At 72.6% G+C, this 17,081-nt stretch carries 19 protein-coding genes; 5 read left to right on the plus strand and 14 right to left on the minus strand.

Annotated elements, in window-relative coordinates:
• Genes FXF68_RS42350 through FXF68_RS15445 form a run of 3 tightly spaced genes read right to left on the minus strand, consistent with a single transcriptional unit; the run spans position 1 to position 1,422 of the window.
• Complete coding sequence (locus FXF68_RS42350; RefSeq protein WP_187437937.1) at positions 1-588, minus strand: phytanoyl-CoA dioxygenase family protein; 588 nt, start codon at positions 586-588, stop codon at positions 1-3.
• Positions 558-1,157, minus strand: a complete 600-nt coding sequence (locus tag FXF68_RS42355; RefSeq protein WP_187437938.1) for a DUF6879 family protein — start codon at positions 1,155-1,157, stop codon at positions 558-560. Before FXF68_RS42355 ends, FXF68_RS42350 begins: the two co-directional genes overlap by 31 nt.
• A 55-nt stretch (positions 1,158-1,212) precedes the next feature.
• Positions 1,213-1,422, minus strand: coding sequence for a hypothetical protein (locus tag FXF68_RS15445; RefSeq protein ID WP_246178716.1), 210 nt, complete (start codon positions 1,420-1,422; stop codon positions 1,213-1,215).
• Positions 1,423-1,768: 346 nt separating this feature from the next.
• Here FXF68_RS15445 and FXF68_RS15450 point away from each other — a divergent pair, with 346 nt between their 5' ends.
• The 3 genes from FXF68_RS15450 to FXF68_RS15460 are packed head-to-tail and all read left to right on the plus strand — an operon-like array spanning position 1,769 to position 4,123.
• The gene (locus FXF68_RS15450) at positions 1,769-2,143 is read left to right on the plus strand and encodes a glyoxalase superfamily protein (protein ID WP_148759725.1); all 375 of its coding nucleotides are present in this window, start codon (positions 1,769-1,771) and stop codon (positions 2,141-2,143) included.
• 49 nt (positions 2,144-2,192) lie between these two features.
• A complete protein-coding gene (locus FXF68_RS15455; protein WP_148759727.1) occupies positions 2,193-2,846 on the plus strand; it encodes a response regulator transcription factor in 654 nt (217 codons plus the stop codon).
• Positions 2,843-4,123, plus strand: coding sequence for a sensor histidine kinase (locus tag FXF68_RS15460; protein WP_246178717.1), 1,281 nt, complete (start codon positions 2,843-2,845; stop codon positions 4,121-4,123). The genes FXF68_RS15455 and FXF68_RS15460 overlap by 4 nt, the downstream gene beginning before the upstream one ends.
• A gap of 43 nt (positions 4,124-4,166) precedes the next feature.
• Here the strand turns inward: FXF68_RS15460 and FXF68_RS15465 are convergent, their stop codons facing one another.
• The 4 genes from FXF68_RS15465 to FXF68_RS15480 all read right to left on the minus strand — a co-directional run bounded on the left by FXF68_RS15465 (position 4,167) and on the right by FXF68_RS15480 (position 9,039).
• Positions 4,167-6,497: an ABC transporter permease gene (locus FXF68_RS15465; protein ID WP_148759729.1), complete on the minus strand. Its 2,331-nt coding sequence runs from the start codon at positions 6,495-6,497 to the stop codon at positions 4,167-4,169.
• Positions 6,494-7,210: an ABC transporter ATP-binding protein gene (locus FXF68_RS15470; protein WP_246178718.1), complete on the minus strand. Its 717-nt coding sequence runs from the start codon at positions 7,208-7,210 to the stop codon at positions 6,494-6,496. The genes FXF68_RS15465 and FXF68_RS15470 overlap by 4 nt, the downstream gene beginning before the upstream one ends.
• Before the next feature lie 66 nt (positions 7,211-7,276).
• Positions 7,277-8,344 (minus strand): epoxide hydrolase family protein, encoded by a 1,068-nt coding sequence (locus FXF68_RS15475; RefSeq protein ID WP_148759731.1) that lies wholly within the window; start codon positions 8,342-8,344, stop codon positions 7,277-7,279.
• Positions 8,341-9,039 carry an alpha/beta fold hydrolase gene (locus FXF68_RS15480; protein ID WP_148759733.1) on the minus strand — a complete coding sequence of 233 codons (699 nt, stop codon included), beginning with the start codon at positions 9,037-9,039 and terminating at the stop codon, positions 8,341-8,343. The genes FXF68_RS15475 and FXF68_RS15480 overlap by 4 nt, the downstream gene beginning before the upstream one ends.
• Positions 9,040-9,125: 86 nt before the next feature.
• Between FXF68_RS15480 and FXF68_RS15485 the strand changes: the two genes are divergently transcribed.
• Positions 9,126-10,073, plus strand: coding sequence for a helix-turn-helix transcriptional regulator (locus FXF68_RS15485; protein WP_148759735.1), 948 nt, complete (start codon positions 9,126-9,128; stop codon positions 10,071-10,073).
• Between the two features lie 31 nt (positions 10,074-10,104).
• Here FXF68_RS15485 and FXF68_RS15490 read toward each other — a convergent pair whose 3' ends face one another.
• On the minus strand, positions 10,105-11,247 hold the full coding sequence (locus tag FXF68_RS15490; protein ID WP_148759737.1) for an acyl-CoA dehydrogenase family protein: 1,143 nt from the start codon (positions 11,245-11,247) through the stop codon (positions 10,105-10,107).
• Positions 11,248-11,325: 78 nt separating this feature from the next.
• Between FXF68_RS15490 and FXF68_RS15495 the strand changes: the two genes are divergently transcribed.
• On the plus strand, positions 11,326-12,027 hold the full coding sequence (locus FXF68_RS15495) for a MerR family transcriptional regulator (protein ID WP_148759739.1): 702 nt from the start codon (positions 11,326-11,328) through the stop codon (positions 12,025-12,027).
• A 12-nt stretch (positions 12,028-12,039) separates the two neighbouring features.
• Here FXF68_RS15495 and FXF68_RS15500 read toward each other — a convergent pair whose 3' ends face one another.
• The 6 genes from FXF68_RS15500 to dapC form a co-directional block, all read right to left on the minus strand.
• Positions 12,040-13,557 carry a polyamine aminopropyltransferase gene (locus tag FXF68_RS15500; RefSeq protein ID WP_425458603.1) on the minus strand — a complete coding sequence of 506 codons (1,518 nt, stop codon included), beginning with the start codon at positions 13,555-13,557 and terminating at the stop codon, positions 12,040-12,042.
• A gap of 95 nt (positions 13,558-13,652) precedes the next feature.
• Positions 13,653-14,090, minus strand: a complete 438-nt coding sequence (locus FXF68_RS15505) for a DUF350 domain-containing protein (protein WP_148759743.1) — start codon at positions 14,088-14,090, stop codon at positions 13,653-13,655.
• Positions 14,091-14,100: 10 nt separating this feature from the next.
• A complete protein-coding gene (locus tag FXF68_RS15510; protein WP_148759745.1) occupies positions 14,101-14,535 on the minus strand; it encodes a DUF4247 domain-containing protein in 435 nt (144 codons plus the stop codon).
• Complete coding sequence (locus FXF68_RS15515; RefSeq protein ID WP_148759747.1) at positions 14,525-15,091, minus strand: DUF2617 family protein; 567 nt, start codon at positions 15,089-15,091, stop codon at positions 14,525-14,527. Before FXF68_RS15515 ends, FXF68_RS15510 begins: the two co-directional genes overlap by 11 nt.
• A 2-nt stretch (positions 15,092-15,093) precedes the next feature.
• Positions 15,094-15,708 (minus strand): DUF4178 domain-containing protein, encoded by a 615-nt coding sequence (locus FXF68_RS15520; protein WP_425458598.1) that lies wholly within the window; start codon positions 15,706-15,708, stop codon positions 15,094-15,096.
• A 170-nt stretch (positions 15,709-15,878) separates the two neighbouring features.
• A complete protein-coding gene (gene dapC, locus FXF68_RS15525; protein WP_148759751.1) occupies positions 15,879-16,964 on the minus strand; it encodes a succinyldiaminopimelate transaminase in 1,086 nt (361 codons plus the stop codon).
• Positions 16,965-17,081: the final 117 nt, after the last annotated feature.

The following is a 17,081-nucleotide window of genomic DNA, read 5'->3' on the forward strand; positions in this document are numbered from 1 at the left end:
TCACCGGGCCTCACCGAGGGGTATCCGCACGTTGCCGCTGCTGTGGGACCCGGGGATGAGGCAGAGGGCCCCTTCTCGTTCGGTGATGTGGTCCAGGTAGAGGAGGCAGTGGAGCTGGTGCGGGTAGCTGAAGAGGGCGGGCACGGGATCGGGGATCACCGGCAGGTGCGCGTGCCAGGGCACCGCGACGCCCGGACGGCCCGCGTGGTTCAGCCGGGCCTCCAGGTCGATCCAGACCTGCGGGCCGAGCAGGGTCCGCGCGATGGAGAGCGGGGGCTCGAAGCGGAGCAGCGGATGGAACACCGGGTCCTTGTCGAGCAGCGACCGGATGTAGATGCTGTCGCCCGGCAGGCTCTCGGCCTCGGGCCGGTCGGCCTCCGCCTCGGCGAGCCGCAGCACGGCCTCCGCGAGGGCGCCGGCGGTCCCCCGGTCGAGCACGCCCCGGAGGAGCAGGTAGCCGGAGCTGACGAGGTCGTCCAGTTCCTCCGGGGTCGCGGTGGTCTCGACCGTCCGGCGGGGATACCCGGCCGCCTGGTCGTTGATCACGAACTCGGTGCTCAGGTGCCGCCCGTCGTCGGACCGGCGCATGCGTCCACCTCCGCTGGGACCGGACCGCGGCGGGGCGTCCGGCGCGGAACCGGCAGGTCGGCGCCGCGAATCGCCGCCAGGAGCTCGGCGAGCGGGAAGGACCGGCGGTGGAACTCCCGCCAGGCGGTCCGTGCCTGCTCCAGCCGCGCCGGGGCCTCGTTCTGATTGACGTACAGCAGGCGGCCGTCGTCGTCGTAGCTCAGGTCGACCACGATCTCGTCGTCGAAGATCCAGGTGTCGGTGAACGGGACGTCGGGGACGTCGTCGCGAAGTATGAACCGGATGTCCTCGCCGGCGGCGCCGTTGACCGCGTAGTACCAGTCGATCTCGAATTGGAGGTACGGGGTGAGGACGCGGTCGATGATGTGGACCCGGCCCATGTACTTCCCGGCGGCGACGCATTCACGGATGTTCCGCGCCCATTTCTCGTTCCGTCCCGGCGGGAGCGGCGCCCCGGCCAGGTAGTGTTCGAAATTCTCGCGCTCGTCGTCCACCCGGTAGACGGGGAGCGTCTCGATGCGACTCGCGGACTCCCGGAATTCGGTGAATAAACGACCGAATTGATCCATGTTGAGAATGATGATAGATCTCCCGAACTGAGGGCGGATCCGCCGTCGGGCACCGTCATCCGGCGGCGAGCGCGCGCTCCAGGATGTAGCGCGGGATCTCCACCGCCCCTTCTCCGGGCGGCAGCACGAGCTCCGCCCTCTCCGGGTCGACGACGAATCCCTGCACCACGATCGTGCCGTTCTCCGTCTCGTACACCGCGGGGCACGGCCCGTTACCGCAGCCGGATCCCCCGATCAGCCTGAGCGCCATGACGTGGACCTTCACCTTGCCCTTTTTATTTGTCCGCAGTTATATAACGGGTTCCATGAACGAGTCAAGCGATAGCGGAATGGGGCATGGAAGATTCTCGATAACCCCTGCCCTGATCCCCGTTTTTATGCGGCCATAATCCACCTTGTCCAATCTCATCTGACACAGTGGTCAATAATCATCATACTTGGCATCTGCGCTCGGCGATCTCTAATAACAATAAGGATCAGCGTCACGCGACCCATCGGAATGCGGCGGTCACCGACGCGCCGGGTCCGGGGGTGCGGGAGGAGTGGCCCGCGGATCGCCGGGCATGATCCCGGCTGGACCGCCTCACGGAGCGGGCTGCAAGGATGGGGGTATGGATTTCAGGTTGGAGCTTGTGGCGGTGCCGGTTTCGGATGTGGATCGGGCCAAGGCGTTCTATGTCGAGAAGGCCGGGTTCAATGCGGACCACGACCATCAGGTGAACGAGCAGATCCGGTTCGTGCAGTTGACGCCGCCCGGGTCGGCGTGCTCGATCGCCATCGGGACGGGGATCGAGCCCGACATGGCACCGGGGTCGTTGAAGGGGCTGCAGCTCGTCGTCGACGACGCGGACGCGGCGCGGGCGGAGCTGGCCGGGCGCGGGGTCGAGGTGAGCGACGTCCACGAGTACCCGTGGGGGCGGTTCGTGTACTTCACCGACCCGGACGGCAACAAGTGGAACATCCAGCAGATCGTGCGGCCCGGCTGACGCGCCGGCGTTAACCGCCGCCTTATCCCTGGTCTGCGGCAATGGGACGATGCGGATACTCGTGGCCGAGGACGAGCGGTTCCTCGCCGACCTGGTGGCCGAGGGACTGCGCAAGCGCGCGATGGCCGTGGACGTCGCCTACGACGGGGCGGGGGCGCTGGAGCGGCTCGCGGTCAACGAGTACGACGTGCTCGTGCTCGACCGCGACCTGCCGTCCGTGCACGGCGACGAGATCTGCCGGGAGCTGGCGCAGCGCGGGGAGAACGTGCGCATCCTGATGCTGACCGCGTCGGGCACGGTTCACGACCGGGTGTCGGGGTTGAACCTGGGCGCGGACGACTACCTGGCCAAGCCGTTCGCGTTCGACGAGCTGGTCGCGCGGATCGGGGCCCTGGCGCGGCGGAACGTCCCGCCGCTGCCGCCGGTGCTGGAGCACGGCGGGATCACGCTCGACACGGCGCGGCGGCAGGCCCGGCGGGACGGTCACGACCTGCGGCTGTCCCGCAAGGAGTACGCGGTGCTGGAGGTGCTCATGCAGGCGCGCGGCACGGTCGTCAGCACGGAGACGCTGCTGGAGCGGGCCTGGGACGAGCACACCGACCCGTTCACCACCGTCGTGAAGGTGACCATGAGCAAGCTCCGGTCGAAGCTCGGCGAACCGGCCGTGATCGTGACCGTCCCCGGGCACGGGTACCGGCTGTGAGGTCGCCCAGGCAGGCGGTGCGCGGGTCGGTGCGGGCCCGGATGACGCTGCTCTACGGCGGGCTGTTCACCGTGATCACGCTGAGCGTGCTCGGGGCCGTCGTGTGGATCCAGAAGCGGATCCTGGACGACCGGGTGTCGGACGGGCCCTTCATCGTCCCGGCCCGGGACGTCCCGTGCGACCAGCGGGGCACGGGGCCGTCGTGCGCGGAGGTCCCCTTCGATCCGCTGGGCCAGGACATGCCCAAGAGGCCCGTCCCGCCGGAGACGCCCCTCCCGCCGGACGCGCTCGGCCCGCGGGACGGGACGGGCCGGGACGTCATCGGCCCGAAGGAGTTCCACGACAGCCTGGCGGGCTCGCAGCGGCTGGTCACCCTGGTCGCCATCGCGGTGATCATCGTGCTGGCGTTCGCGGTGAGCTGGTGGCTCACCGGGCGGCTGCTGCGCCCGCTGACCCGGATCACCGCGACCGCCCGCCTCCTGTCGCTGTCGACGCTGCACGAGCGCATCGCGCTGACCGGCCCCGACGACGAGCTGAAGGAGCTCGCCGACACCTTCGACGCCATGCTCGACCGGCTGGAACAGGCGATCGACAGCCAGCGCCGGTTCGTCGCCAACGCCTCGCACGAGCTGCGGACGCCGCTCGCCATCCAGCGGACGGCGATCGAGGTCGGCCTCGCCGACCCCGATCCGGCGCGGCTCGCCGAGGTCCGGGACGAGATGCTCCGCAACACGCGCCGGTCGGAGCGGCTGATCGAGGGGCTGCTCGTCCTCGCGCAGGGCGAGCGCGGCCTCGACGCGCGGGCCCCCGTGGACCTCGCGTCGGTGGCCGAGCAGGTCGTCGACGACCACGCGGCGCTCGCCGCGCGGGGCGGCGTCTCGGTGTCCGCGGACGTCCGGCCGGCGACGGTCGCGGGCGACGAGGTGATGCTCACCCGGATGGCCGCGAACCTCGTGCAGAACGCGATCCGGCACAACCATCCCGGCGGGCGGGTCGAGGTGGCGGTGTCGGCGGACGGCGGGCTCACCGTCACGAACACCGGGCCGCGCGTCCCGCCCGAGCGGGTGCACGAGCTGTTCGAGCCGTTCCGCCGCCTGCACGCCGACCGGACCGGGTCGGCGGACGGCGCCGGGCTCGGGCTGTCGATCGTCGCGGCGATCGTCCACGCGCACGGCGGGACGGTGCGGGCCACGGCGGGTGCGGACGGCGGCCTCACCGTCGCCGTGGCCCTCCCGGTCAGCGCGACCGCCGAGGCCGGACGTCCGGCCGCGCTGTAGCGGTCACTCGCTGCGCAGGGCGGTCATTCGCTGCGCAGGGCGGTCATTCGCTGCGCAGGGCGGTCACCGTGCGGACGGCGGCGGCGCGCGCGGCGGGCGGCCACGCGCCGAGGACGGCGACCGCCAGCCCCACGCACGCGGGCGGGATCAGCAGCGTCCAGCCGTAGACGTGGATCCACGGCGCGGCCATCCCGCTGCCGAGCATCTCGCCGGTCAGCGTGATCACGCCGTGGTGGGCGAGCACCCCGAGCGGGACGCCGATCACCCCGGACGCGACGCCGAGCGCCGCCATGGACGTCACCATCATCAGCACGACCCGGCGCGGCGGCATCCCGACGGCCTTGAGCACGCCGAGGTCGCGGGCCCGCTCGCGCGCGCCGAGCAGCACGCCGTTCAGCACGCCGAGCGCCGCCGCGAGGCAGATGATCAGCGAGAACAGCAGGAACAGGCCGCTGAACACGGCGCGGTCCGCGAGCTCGGGACCGGCGGTCTCGGCGAACATCCCGGTGGCCTCCCCGGCCTTGTTGATCCGCTCGGCGTACGCGGCCGGGTCCGTCCCGGACTTGACGATCACCAGCAGCCGCGGCGGGTCGGCCGCGCCGCGCGCGGCGGCGGGCAGGGACGCGGCGTCGAGCATCAGCCGGTCGGTGTCCGGGTGCGCGAACGCGCCGACGATCCGGAGCGTGACCGGCTTCCCGTCCACCTGGACGGTGAGGGCGTCGCCGACGTGCAGGTCCTGGAGCCGCATGAACGCCTCGGACGGCACCACCTCGCCGGGACGGGTGAACCAGCGCCCGCGGATGATGCCGTCCCCGAGGAACGGCCGGTAGTCGCCCGCGTAGGTCTCGGCCGACACCTCCGAGGCGAGCCCCGCGACCCGCACCGGCCGCTGCCCGGACGCCGTCACGTGCGCGGTGCCCGGCTGGGACCGCACCGTCGCGAGCAGCTGCTCACTGGACGCGGAGGGCTCGCCCGAGGACGAGCGGGGCGACCGCCCCGGACCGACCCGCGGATCGACGCCGACCGTCACGGACGTGCGGCTCTCGGTGTCCGACGACATGATCTTCGTGACCGTCGTGTGCAGCCCGAACCCCATGGTCACCGCCGTCACGCCGAGGCAGAGCCCGGCGAGCGTGACCGCCGCCCTGGCCGGCCGCGCGACCGGCAGGCCGAGGCCGAGCCCGACCGGGAGGGGCAGCCGCGTCCGGACGAGCCACCGCTGCGCCCGCCGTCCCCGGCCGCGGCGCGAGACCGTCCCGGCGCTGATCGCCTGGACGGCGGGGAGCCGTCCGGCCCGCAGCGCCGGGACCAGCGCGGCGAGGCCCGCCAGCGCGAGCACCCCGGCGCCCGCCGCCGCCTCGATCGGCAGCGACACTCCCCCGGCGGACGGCAGCTCGAAGTTCTCGGACAGGTTCGCCACCATCCTCCCGGCGAGCAGATGCCCGGCGACGAGCCCCACCGCGCACCCGACCACCGCCGGGACCGCGACCATCACGACGTACACCGACGTCACCTGACCGGGCGTGAAACCGAGCGCCTTCATCACGCCGATGTGCCGGAACCCCGACACCACGGCGCCGCTGACGACGTTGCCGATGATGAACACCGACACCGTCAGCGCGAGGATCCCGAACACCGAGATGAACGGGATGAGCTGGTTGAACCGGCCCTCGAACTTCCGCTTGGCGGTCACGTAGGAGTCCTGGCCGCGCACCGGCAGCCCGGCCGTCGCCGCGGCGAGGCTCCGCCGCACCTCGGACGCGCTCCCGGCCCGCGCGAACCGGTACTCCATCCAGAACCCGTCCGGACGCAGCGCGGCGACCTGGGCGGGCGTGACCCAGCCGCCCGGGCCCTCCGTCGCCGCGACGGCGAAGCCCACGACGGTCAGGTCCGGATGTCCCTGCGACGTCACCTTGCCGCCGAGCCCGAACGGGCCCTTCGGCTTGCCCCGCAGGACGATCTCGCCGGGCCCGCGGACCCAGCGTCCGGACACGAGGGTGAGCCGGTCCACCGGGCCGCCGGGGTCGGCGCGTCCGGCGACGGTGAGGCCCTCGGGGCGCATCGGGAACGTGGACGGTCCGTCCGGACGGGCGAGGGTCGCCGTCCGGAACGGTCCCGCCGCCGCGGTCACGCCCGAGCCGCGCGCCGTCGCCGCGACCTGCGCCTCCGTCACCTTCGCCGCGTCGAAGTCCGCCGCCGCGTGCGCGCCGCGCGCCTCGGCGAAGGCGTCGTCGAACATCGAGTGCGACGCCGACAGCAGGCCGAGCCCGAACACCAGCGTCGCCGTGGCCAGCGCGACCACCACCCCGATGCTGCCCGTCTGCATCCTGCGCCGCCGGACGCCCGCCCGCGAGGCGGCCCAGACCCCGCTCACCGGACGCCCCATGACCCGCCGCGCTCCAGCTCCGCCTCGCGGACGATCCGCCCGTCCACGAACTCGACGACCCGGGTCGCGCACCGCGTGGCGAGCGCCTCGTCATGGGTGACGAGCAGCAGCGTCTGGCCCTTGCGGTTGAGGTCGAGGAGCAGCTCGGCGACCTGCTCGCCGGTCGCGCTGTCGAGCGCGCCGGTCGGCTCGTCCGCGAGCAGCAGCGCCGGACGGTTCATCAGCGCCCGCGCCACCCCGACCCGCTGCCGCTCCCCGCCGCTCAGCACGGCCGGATAGGCGTCGCGGCGGTCGGCGAGGCCGAGCTCGTCCAGCAGCTCCGCCGCCCGCGCCCGCGCCTTGCGCGCCGGGACCCCGACGAGCCGCCCGGCGAGCGCCACGTTGTCGAGCGCGGGCAGGTCGTCGAGCAGGTTGAAGAACTGGAACACCATCCCGATCCGGCGCCGCCGGAACCGCGCCAGCGCCGCCTCGCCCATCCCGGACACGTCGTCGCCGCCGACCACGACCTTCCCCGAACTCGGCTTGTCCAGCCCGGCGACCATGTTGAGCAGCGTCGACTTCCCACTGCCCGACGGCCCCATGACGGCCACGGCCTCCCCGGCCCGCACGCTGAGGGACACCCCGTCCAGCGCCGCGACCCCGCCATACATCTTCCGCACGACCTCAAGCCGCACGACCATTTCCGCTTCTTGTATCTCCACGCGCCCAAACCTGACACCGGAGAGGTTTCGCCCCGGTGACCATCGACCGGCGCGCTCGCGAGGGCGTCAGCGGCGGGTGGTGAAGAACGTGCGGAGGTCCTCGGCGAGGAGGTCGGGTTGCTCCTGCGCGGAATGGTGCCCGCCCTTTTCATAGGTGTTCCACTGCACGATGGCGCTGTGGTCGCGTTCGGCGAGCGGACGGATGGAAGGGAAGAAGTCGTCGGCGAAGCAGGCCACGCCCAGCGGCACCGATGACGGCCCGGTGGGCGGCCCGCCGCCGTGGTAGCCGACCAGGGCCGCGCTTCCGGCGGTGTCGGTCAGCCAGTAGACGGCGGCGTTGGTCAGGATGTAGTCGTCGCTCACCGTGCCGCCGAACAGTTGCAGGTTCCAGGCCAGCTGCCCGGCCGGGGAGTCGGCGAGCGCGTGCGCCAGGGTCTGCGGCTGGGTGGACTGGAGGGCGAGGTAGGCGCTCCGGTCCGCCATGAAGCGCTCCAGGACGGCCAGTCTCGCCCGGTCGTCCGGCCCCAGCCGGGCGCGCTCGGCCGGGTCGCGGGACGGCAGGGAGAAGACCTGGGTGACGTGCACCGCGACGACGCCGCGCGGATCCGCGCGGCCGAGCTCGATGGAGATCAGCGAGCCGACGTCGTTGCCGTGCGAGCCGTACCGCTCGTAGCCGAGGCGGCGCATCAGCTCCGCCCACGCCGCGGCGACGCGGCGGCGGTCCCAGCCCGGCCCGCGCGGCACGCCGGAGAACCCGAAGCCCGGCACGGAGGGGATGACGAGGTGGAACGCGTCGCTCAGCCGGTCGATCAGCGGGAGGAACTCCACCACCGACATCGGCCAGCCGTGGGTGAGGATGAGCGGCAGGGCGTCCGGCCGGGGCGACCGGATGTGCAGGAAGTGCACGTCGAGCCCGTCGATCTCGGTCGTGAACTGCGGATGGGCGTTGATCCGCCGCTCCCAGGCGCGCCAGTCGTAGCCGTCGCGCCAGTACTCGACCAGGCGCCGGACGCGGTCCGCGGGCACGCCGAGCCCGTCGCCGGGCAGCGGGCGGGTGAAGCGGGTCGCGGCCAGCCGGGCCGCCAGGTCGTCCAGGTCCTCCTGCGGGATCGCCACCCGGTACGGGCGGATCATGACCGGGCCGCCTCGTCCAGCGTCCGGGCCAGCGCCTCCGGTTCGGTGATCATCGGCCAGTGCCCGGCGTCCAGCGTGACCAGGTCGGCACCGGGTGGACGCGGCGGTTCGCCCGGGTCGCCCGCGCACGCGATGTAGGTGCGGGGCAGCCCGCCGACCGCGCCGAGGTCGGCCGGAGCCGGATCCCGGTAGGTGCCGATCGGCTGGCCGGCCCCGCGCGCCCGCAGCCAGGCCCGGTCCTCGGGGGTGAGGCCGTGCGCGCCGAAGCCCGCGTCGAGGACCTCGTCGCTCATCACCGGGATCCGCCCGTCCCGGACGCTCGCCATGATCGCTTCGACGACGGGCGCGGGCGTGGCGTCGAACAGGCTCTTGCCCGGCTCGGGCAGCAGCGCGGCGAGATACACCAGCCGGGCGATCCGCTCGGGGATCGCGGCGGCGGCGATCGTGGCCGGGGCTCCCGCGTAGGAGTGCGCCACGAGCACCACCTCGCGCAGGTCGGCGTACTCGATCGCGGCGGCGATGTCCCGCGCGTGCGTGGCGAGCGTCGTGTCCGGCGAGCCCAGGTGCGCCCGGTCGCCGAAACCGGTGAGCGTCAGCGGATGCACCCGGTGGCCGTACGCGGTCAGCGGCGGCGTGACCCGCTCCCAGGCCCACGCGCCGAGGAACGAGCCGCCGACGAGAACGATGGTCGACATCGGGTCGTCTCCTTTCGATCGATCTCCTCGACGCCGAGGCTAGGGAGCATTGTGGACGTTTTCCGTCCTCATTTAGGATGGCGGCCGTGTCCCGTCCCGCGGCCCGCGTCCTCGCGCTGCTGGAGATCCTCCAAGACCGCGACCTGGTGCCCGCCGACGAACTGGCCCGGCGCCTGGACGTCGACGCCCGCGCCGTCCGCCGCTACGTCACCGCCCTGCGCGAGATGGACGTCCCCGTCGAGTCCGTCCGCGGACGCTACGGCGGCTACCGGCTGGCCCGCGGCGTGCGCCTCCCGCCCCTGATGCTCGCCGACGACGAGGCGGTCGCCGTCGCGGTCGCGCTGGCCACCGGCAGGCAGCGCGAGGAGGCGGGCGAACCCGACCCGGCCGACCGGGCGCTGGTCAAGCTCAACCGGGTCCTCCCCGCATCACTGCGCCGCCGCGTCACCGCGCTGACCGCCGCCACATCGGCGACGGCGGGCCCGCCGAGCCCCGAACCGCACCTCGTGCTGACGCTGGCCGCGGCCGTCCACGCGCGGCGCACCGTCCGGATCGAGCACACCCGCGGCGCACGCGAGGTGGACCCGTACGGGCTCGTCGTGCACGCACGCCGCTGGTACCTGGTCGGACACGACCATCTCCGCGCCGCTGTCCGCATGTACCGCCTGGACAGGATCGGCGGCGCCGCCGAACTGCCCGGCCGGTTCACCCCGCCCGAGGACTTCGACCCGGTCGCCCACGTCCTGCGCGCGCTGACCCTCGACGCCTGGACCCACCGCACCGAGGTGTGGCTCGACACCGACCTGCCGACCGCCCGCGACCACCTCCCGGCCACCTTCGGCGACCTGCGCGCCTGCCCCGGCGGCGGTGTGCTCCTGGTGAGCGGCGCGGAGAACCTGCCCGGCATGGCGCGCGTCCTCAGCGGCCTGCCCTGGCCTTTCACCGTCCGCAGCCCACCCGAACTGGTCACCGCCCTCGCCGACCACGTCACCGCCCTCACCCAGGCCGTCGCCTGCTCCCGCCCCACCCCGTGAGCGGTCCGGCGCGGCGGCAGCCGGCCGCGGGTTAGACGCCGAGGCCGCGGCCGATGATCTCCTTCATGATTTCGGTGGTGCCGCCGAAGATGGTCTGGATGCGGACGTCCTGGTAGGCCTTGGCGATCGGGTATTCGGTCATGTAGCCGTAGCCGCCGTGGAGTTGGACGCAGCGGTCGACGACGCGCTTCAGCAGTTCGGTGTTCCACCACTTGAGCATCGCCGCCTCATCGGCGGTCAGTTCGCCCTCGCTCTCCTTGACGATGCAGTCGTCGGTGAAGGCGCGGGCGACGGTCAGCTCCGTCTTCATCTCGGCGAGCGTGAAGCGGTTGTGCTGGAACTTGCCGATCGGACGTCCGAACGCCTCGCGCGTCTTGCAGTATTCGAGGGTCTGCTCGAACGCGGTCTCGGCGGCGGCCTGCGCGGTCGCGCCGATGGAGAGGCGCTCGCGGGCCAGGTTCTGCATCAGGTAGATGAAGCCCATGCCCTCCTCGCCGAGGAGGTTGGACGCGGGGACGCGGACGTTGTCGAAGAAGAGCTCGGCCGTGTCCTGCGCGTGCAGGCCGACCTTTTCGAGGTTGCGGCCGCGTTCGAAGCCGTCCATTCCGCGCTCGACGGCGAGGAGGCTCACGCCCTTCGAGCCCGCGGACGGGTCGGTCTTCGCGACGACGATGACGAGGTCGGCCAGGATTCCGTTGGAGATGAACGTCTTGGAGCCGTTCAGGACGTAGTGGTCGCCGTCCCTGACCGCGGTGGTCTTGATGCCCTGGAGGTCGGACCCGGCGGCGGGCTCGGTCATCGCGATACCGGTGATCAGCTCGCCGGAGCAGTAGCCGGGGAGCCAGCGCGCCTTCTGCTCGGGAGTGCACAGCCGGCGCAGGTAGGCGCCGTTGATGTCGTTGTGGACGGCGAACGCCGGCCCGTGGATCCCGGCCTTCGCCAGCTCCTCGTTGAAGATCACGTAGTAGCGGTAGTCGTCGTTGCCGCCGCCCCCGTGCTCCTCGGGCATGTCGATGCCGAGCAGGCCCGCGCGGCCCGCGGCCAGCCACACCTCGCGCGAGACGATCCCGTCCTTCTCCCACTGCTCGTGGTAGGGCGCGGCCTCCTTCTCGATGAAGGAGCGCACCATGTCGCGGAACGCCTCGTGCTCGTCGGTGTAGATGTCCCGTCCCATCCCGGCGGTCTCCCTCGGTAAGCGCCTCCTGATACATGATTAATGTAACACTGGCACTGTCACATAGAGGGAGGCGGGATGGAGCTGACCGTCGACGAGCTGGCCGCGCGCGCCGGGGTCACCGTGCGGACCGTCCGGTTCTACGCCGGGCGCGGGCTGCTCCCGCCGCCCCGGCTGCGCGGCCGGACGGGCCTCTACGGCGCGGACCACCTGGCGCGGCTGGACCTCGTCCGGGAACTCCAGTCGCTCGGGCTCACGCTGGCCGCGATCGAGAAGCACCTGCGGCGGATCCCGCTCGACGCGCCCGCCGAGGACCTCGCGCTGCAGCGGGCGCTGCTGTCGCCGTGGGCGCCGGAGCGCCCCGAGGACCTCGACCGGCACGAGCTGGACCGGCGCGTCGGCCGCCATCTGGACGACGACCTGCTCAAACGGCTGGAGACGCTCGGGGTCGTCGAGCACCTCGGCGGGGGGAGGGTGCGGGTCGTCAGCCCGGCGCTGCTCGGCGTCAGCGCCGAGCTGGCCGCGCTGCCGCTCCCCCTGGAGACGCTCGTCGCCTCGCACGAGGCCGTCGAACGGCACACGACCGCGCTGGCCGCCGAGCTCCAGGGCGCGTTCCAGGACACCGTCGTCCGGCCCTACCGGGAGGGCGGACGATCGCCCGAGGAGCGGGAGCGGCTGCTGGAGATGGCGGGGAAGCTCAAGCCGTTGATGATCCAGTCGGTGGTGACGTCGTTCCAGCGGGCCGTCGACAAGGCGATCAGGCAGTCCGTGCCCGACTGACCGCACGCTCGGCTACGAGTCGCGCCATTCCTCGCCCTCGTATTCGACGAGGCGCGGGTGGACGAGCGTGTTGACCTCGACGTCGCGTTCCCGGCGGTCCTTCGGGAAGACGGTCGACGCGCGCAGAAGCGACTCGTCCAGGAAACGGAGGTCGGGGACGTCGCGCGACAGCCTCAGATCCGGTGCCTTTCCGCCCGGCGACGCGAGGACGTAGCCCCAGTCGCCGAAGCTCGGGACGTCCACGTGGTACGGCGTCCCTGCGAAACCGGCGGCGGCGATCGACTTCTCGATGCTCCAGAACGACTTCGGCGCGAAATACGGCGACCCCGACTGGACGACCATCCGGCCGTCCGGGGCGAGGATCCGCTTCACCATTCCGTAGAACTCGACCGAGTACAGCTTCGCGGTGGAGACGTCGTCCGGGTCGGGCATGTCCACGATGACGGCGTCGAACTGCTCGTTCAGTCCGCGCAGCCAGGAGAAGGCGTCGGCGGCCTTCACGTGCGCGCGCGGGTCGTCCAGGGAATGGCGGTTGAGGGACGAGATCGGCGCGTACGTCCGGGCGAGGTGCAGCATCTCCGGGTCGAGTTCGACGAGCGTCGCGCTTTCGACGTCCTTGTAGCGCAGCACTTCGCGGAGGGCGAGACCGTCCCCGCCGCCGAGGATCAACACGCGACGGTGCGGTCCCGCCATCAGCGGATGGACGAGCGACTCGTGGTAGCGGTATTCGTCCGCCGACGAGAACTGGAGGTCGCCGTTCAGGAACAGCCGCACGTCGGTGGAGCCTCCCGACAGCGCGACCCTTTTCGTGATGACGATCTCTTGATACTTGGTGCGCTTGGAGAAGGCGATCGGGTCGGCGTAGAGGGCCTGGCGCGCCGACACCTCGAAACCGTCCGCCAGCGCGTACGTCCCGGCGAGGACGGCGAGGACGGCCACCATTCCGAGGGCGAGCCCGACCCGCGCGAGCCGTCCTATCTGGCGGCGGAAAAGCCACAGCACGACCGCGACCCCGGCGACCGCGTTAACGACGCCGACGAGCAGCGCGCCCTTGATGTGCCCGAACGCGGGCAGCAGCAGGAACGGAAACGCCAGCCCGCCGATCAGCGCACCGACGTAGTCGGCGGCGAACAGGTCGGCGACGGCGCTGCCCGCGTCCTGCTTCCTGATCCGCTGCAAGAGCGTCATCAGCAGCGGGATCTCCGCGCCGATCAGCGCGCCGACCGCGAACGACACCACGACCAGCGCCGGGACGTACAGGTCGAGCCACGCGAACGCCGCGTACAGCGCCAGCACCGACAGCCCGCCGGTCAGCGCGAGCGCGCCCTCCACGACGGCGAACGCGACGACCGGACGGCCCTGCAGCGGCTTCGCCGCGAGCGACCCGACGCCCATCGCGAACACCATCACCGACAGGACGATCGACGCCTGCGTGACGGAGTTGCCGACGAGGTAGCTGCCGAGCGCGACCAGCGCCAGTTCGTACACCAGGCCGCAGGCCGCGCAGGCGAACACGGCCGCGAGGACCAGCGCCCGCGCGGCCCGCGCCGGGACGGGCGGCCTCGGGTGGGCGTCCGCGGCGTCCGGCGACGGCTCCGCGACGTCGGGCGGGGCGGGACGGGACGTCAGGAGACCGCCCCGGCCACGATCGCGGCGACGCCCAGGTCGGCCGCGGCGACCACCCAGCCCGCCGGGTGGATGCGCGCCCCGCTCCCGTCCACGTCGACGAGCGTCGCGCCGAGCTTGCCCGGCGTGATCACGTCCAGCAGGAAGAACGCGACGATCATCAGCAGGACGCCGAGGCCGCCGAACACCGCCGTGTCGACCAGCCCGTCGCCGAGGTCGTTGTCGCTCGTGACGATCGCGGTCGTGACGATCGCGGCGATGCCGACGAGCTTCGCCGACAGGAGCAGCGCCGCGCCGCGGTTGCCGTCCGTCCAGATCTGCTTGCCGAGGCGGCCGGGGGTCGTCACCTCCACCACCAGGTAGCCGAGCGCCATCAGCGCGATGCCGACCGCGCCGTAGGCGAGGGTGCCGCCGATCTCGTCCAAGAGGCCGTCCATGCGTTGCTCCTTATTTCCCCGACCCTGGTCCGCCGCCGCGGAAGGACGCGATGCCGCCGCTGGTCCAGCCGTTGGTGCCGGGGCTGGCCCAGCGTCCGCCGACGTGGGAGTAGTAGCGGTTGTAGCCGCCGCGCGGCTGGTCGACCGTGATGCGGCTGCCCGTCCCGTCCGGCAGGACGCCGACGACGAGCTTGGGGTAGCGCAGGAAGATGCCGCCCGCGGCCCCGCGCAGCGCCAGGTCGTCCACCCGGTCGATCGACTTGAACTTCCGGTTGATCTCCCCGGCGACGATCGGCGGCGACTTCGGGGACCGGTAGGTGCCCGCCCCGGCCTTGCTGTACTTGTCGGCGATCCAGGACGACTGCGACTTGCCGCAGCCCCCGAGCGCCAGGACGGTCAGGACGGCGGCCGCCGCGCCGCCGATCACCCGGTGTCTACTGTTCACGTTGTCTCACCAGCCGGCTCCGCGTCATCACGATCTCCCGGGTCTGCGGGTAGGCGTGCCACGTCCGCCAGCCGATCCCGGTCTCCTCCACTGCGGGGTCCAGTGCCCGGTCCCGTGCGGGCTTCGCGGCGCCCGCGCTCCGTACCGGCGCGTGCTCCAGCGCGAGCGCCGTCACGGCGTGCCGGGAGCCGGGGAAGTCCCCGGTCAGGGCGTCGCCGCGGCCGTCGAGCCGGGCGCACACCGCCTCCACCGCGCGGCCGAACGCCGTCGCGTCGCTGTGCGCGGCGGTCGTCGCGGCGAAGTCGTAGGCCCAGCCGGGCAGGTCGGTGCTCGCGCGGCCGGGCAGCGGGTCGGCGCCGCCCGGCAGGCACGCCACCGTCTCGCTCAGCGGACCGGCGATGACCTGGTGGGACGCGCCGAGCAGGCGCAGCTCCACGGTCAGCCCGGCGTGCTCGACGGCCAGCACGGCGAGGGCGTCCAGCGGCGGCAGGCCGAGCGCGAACGACAGCGCGTCCGCGCGCGCGTCGGCGTAGGGGGCGTCGAGCGTCGCGCGCAACGTCAGCCACCGCTGCCGGGGTAGATCGTCATCGACCCGGTGGGGACGCGCTCGCCGAGCCCCGCCTCCCACGGCCCGCCGCCGTACTGCTCGAACGACAGGTACTTCCCGCGCGGGCCCTCGTAGTCGACGTACTCGACCCGGCCCTGGACGCCGACGCCGGTCGTCCCCTCGCTGGTGTAGTCGGCGGTGCCGTGCTCGTCGCGGCGGTACTCGACGCCCTCGACGACGATCGTCCGCTCGCCGGGGGTGAGGTCGCCGATGTCGTACTCCGTCCACCAAACGACTTCGAGGTCGGGGTCCTCCTCGACGGAGACCCAGACCTTCCCGCCCTCGGCGGTGTCGGCGTCGAGGAGGTGCTCGCTCCAGGTGAAGCCGCCCTCGCGGAGCCGCAGCGAGCCGCGCACGAAGTAGCGGGTGCCGAGGTACTCGACCATGTCGCCCGCCTTGAGCGTCCGCGGGTCGCCCGCCGCCTGGTCCTCGGCCGCGAACGGGTCGCGGGGCGGGGTGGGCGCGGGCCGCGCCGGCGCCGAACGGCGCCGCAGCAGGACGGCGATCAGCACCACCAGGGCGACCAGGATCAGCGCGAGCAGGATCACGATCGCTGTTCCGCCCACGGGCACCTCCATCGAATCGTCCATGACACGGGCACAGACCTGCGGATCCTACCGACTGTGGTCTCTTAAGCCCATACCGCGTTCAGACGTACCAAAAGGCACAGCGGTTTCACGCGAAAACGACGGAACCGAAATCGGACCGAGGCCCGGCGGGACGGGTCAGAGGCGCGTCAGAGGCGCGCGGCCGCGGCGGCGACGCGCTCGTCCGTGGCGGTGAAGGCGATCCGGACGTGCCGCGCCCCGGCCGGGCCGTAGAACTCGCCGGGGCCGACGAGGACGCCGAGGGACGCGAGGTGGGCGACGGTGTCCCAGCACGGCTCGTCCCGGGTGGCCCACAGGTACAGGGACGCCTCGGAGTGGTCGACGCGGAACCCGTGCCGCTCGAACGCCTCGCGCAGGACGGCGCGCCGCCGCGCGTACCGGGCGCGCTGCTCGTCGACGTGCGCGTCGTCGGCGAACGCCACCGCCATCGCCGCCTGCACCGGGGCCGGGACGATCATCCCGGCGTGCTTGCGGACCTCAAGGAGCCGCTTGACGAGCGCGAGGTCGCCGGTGACGAATCCCGCGCGGTAGCCCGCCATGTTCGACCGCTTGGACAGCGAGTTCACGGCGAGCAGGCCCTCGTGGGAGCCCTCGCAGACGTCCGGGTGCAGGATCGAGACGGGCGGGCGCTCGTCGTCCCAGCCGAACTCCAGGTAGCACTCGTCGCTGACGACGAGCGCGCCGCGCCCGCGCGCCCACGCGACGACCTTGCGCAGGTGCTCGGCGGGCAGCACCTTGCCCGTCGGGTTGGACGGCGAGTTCACCCACACGATCTTGGGCGTGACGGGGCCGAGGGAGAGCAGGCCGTCGGTCGCGACGGGCGTGGCGCCGGACAGCCGGGCGCCCACGTCGTACGTCGGGTAGGCCAGTTCGGGGAACACGACCGTGTCGCCGGGGCCCGCGCCGAGCAGCGTCGGCAGCAGGGCGACCAGTTCCTTCGTGCCGATGACGGGGAGCACCGCGGCCGGGTCGGCGCCGGTCACCCCGGCGCGGCGGCGCAGCCAGCCCGCGACCGACTCGCGCAGCGCGGGCGTCCCGTAGGTCTGCGGGTAGCCGGGCGCGTCGGCGGCTCCGGCGAGGGCGGCGCGGATCGGCTCGGGGGTCGGGTCGACGGGCGTCCCGACCGAGAGGTCGACGATGCCGTCCGGGTGCGCGACCGCCCGCTCCTTGTACGGGGCGAGCCGATCCCACGGGAAGTCCGGCAACGTGAACAAAGCCCTCACCTTTTCGTCCGGGAATCGGGCTTCCGGAGAAACCCGCCGGGCCGTGGCTCCACGCGGAGACCACGGCCCGGATTTCGACGCACTTCGCCCTACGGACGCGCCCCGTGG

Origin of the sequence: Actinomadura decatromicini, assembly GCF_008121305.1 — a bacterium.
In the GTDB taxonomy this organism is placed as follows: domain Bacteria; phylum Actinomycetota; class Actinomycetes; order Streptosporangiales; family Streptosporangiaceae; genus Spirillospora; species Spirillospora syzygii.

What these genes read in the sequence shown, in the direction of transcription:
- FXF68_RS42350 (WP_187437937.1), bottom strand. Translation starts at nt 588, where the DNA reads ATGCGCCGGTCCGACGACGGGCGGCACCTGAGCACCGAGTTCGTGATC.
- FXF68_RS42355 (WP_187437938.1), bottom strand. Translation starts at nt 1,157, where the DNA reads ATGGATCAATTCGGTCGTTTATTCACCGAATTCCGGGAGTCCGCGAGT.
- FXF68_RS15450 (WP_148759725.1), top strand. Translation starts at nt 1,769, where the DNA reads ATGGATTTCAGGTTGGAGCTTGTGGCGGTGCCGGTTTCGGATGTGGAT.
- FXF68_RS15455 (WP_148759727.1), top strand. Translation starts at nt 2,193, where the DNA reads ATGCGGATACTCGTGGCCGAGGACGAGCGGTTCCTCGCCGACCTGGTG.
- FXF68_RS15475 (WP_148759731.1), bottom strand. Translation starts at nt 8,344, where the DNA reads ATGATCCGCCCGTACCGGGTGGCGATCCCGCAGGAGGACCTGGACGAC.
- FXF68_RS15480 (WP_148759733.1), bottom strand. Translation starts at nt 9,039, where the DNA reads ATGTCGACCATCGTTCTCGTCGGCGGCTCGTTCCTCGGCGCGTGGGCC.
- FXF68_RS15490 (WP_148759737.1), bottom strand. Translation starts at nt 11,247, where the DNA reads ATGGGACGGGACATCTACACCGACGAGCACGAGGCGTTCCGCGACATG.
- FXF68_RS15495 (WP_148759739.1), top strand. Translation starts at nt 11,326, where the DNA reads ATGGAGCTGACCGTCGACGAGCTGGCCGCGCGCGCCGGGGTCACCGTG.
- FXF68_RS15505 (WP_148759743.1), bottom strand. Translation starts at nt 14,090, where the DNA reads ATGGACGGCCTCTTGGACGAGATCGGCGGCACCCTCGCCTACGGCGCG.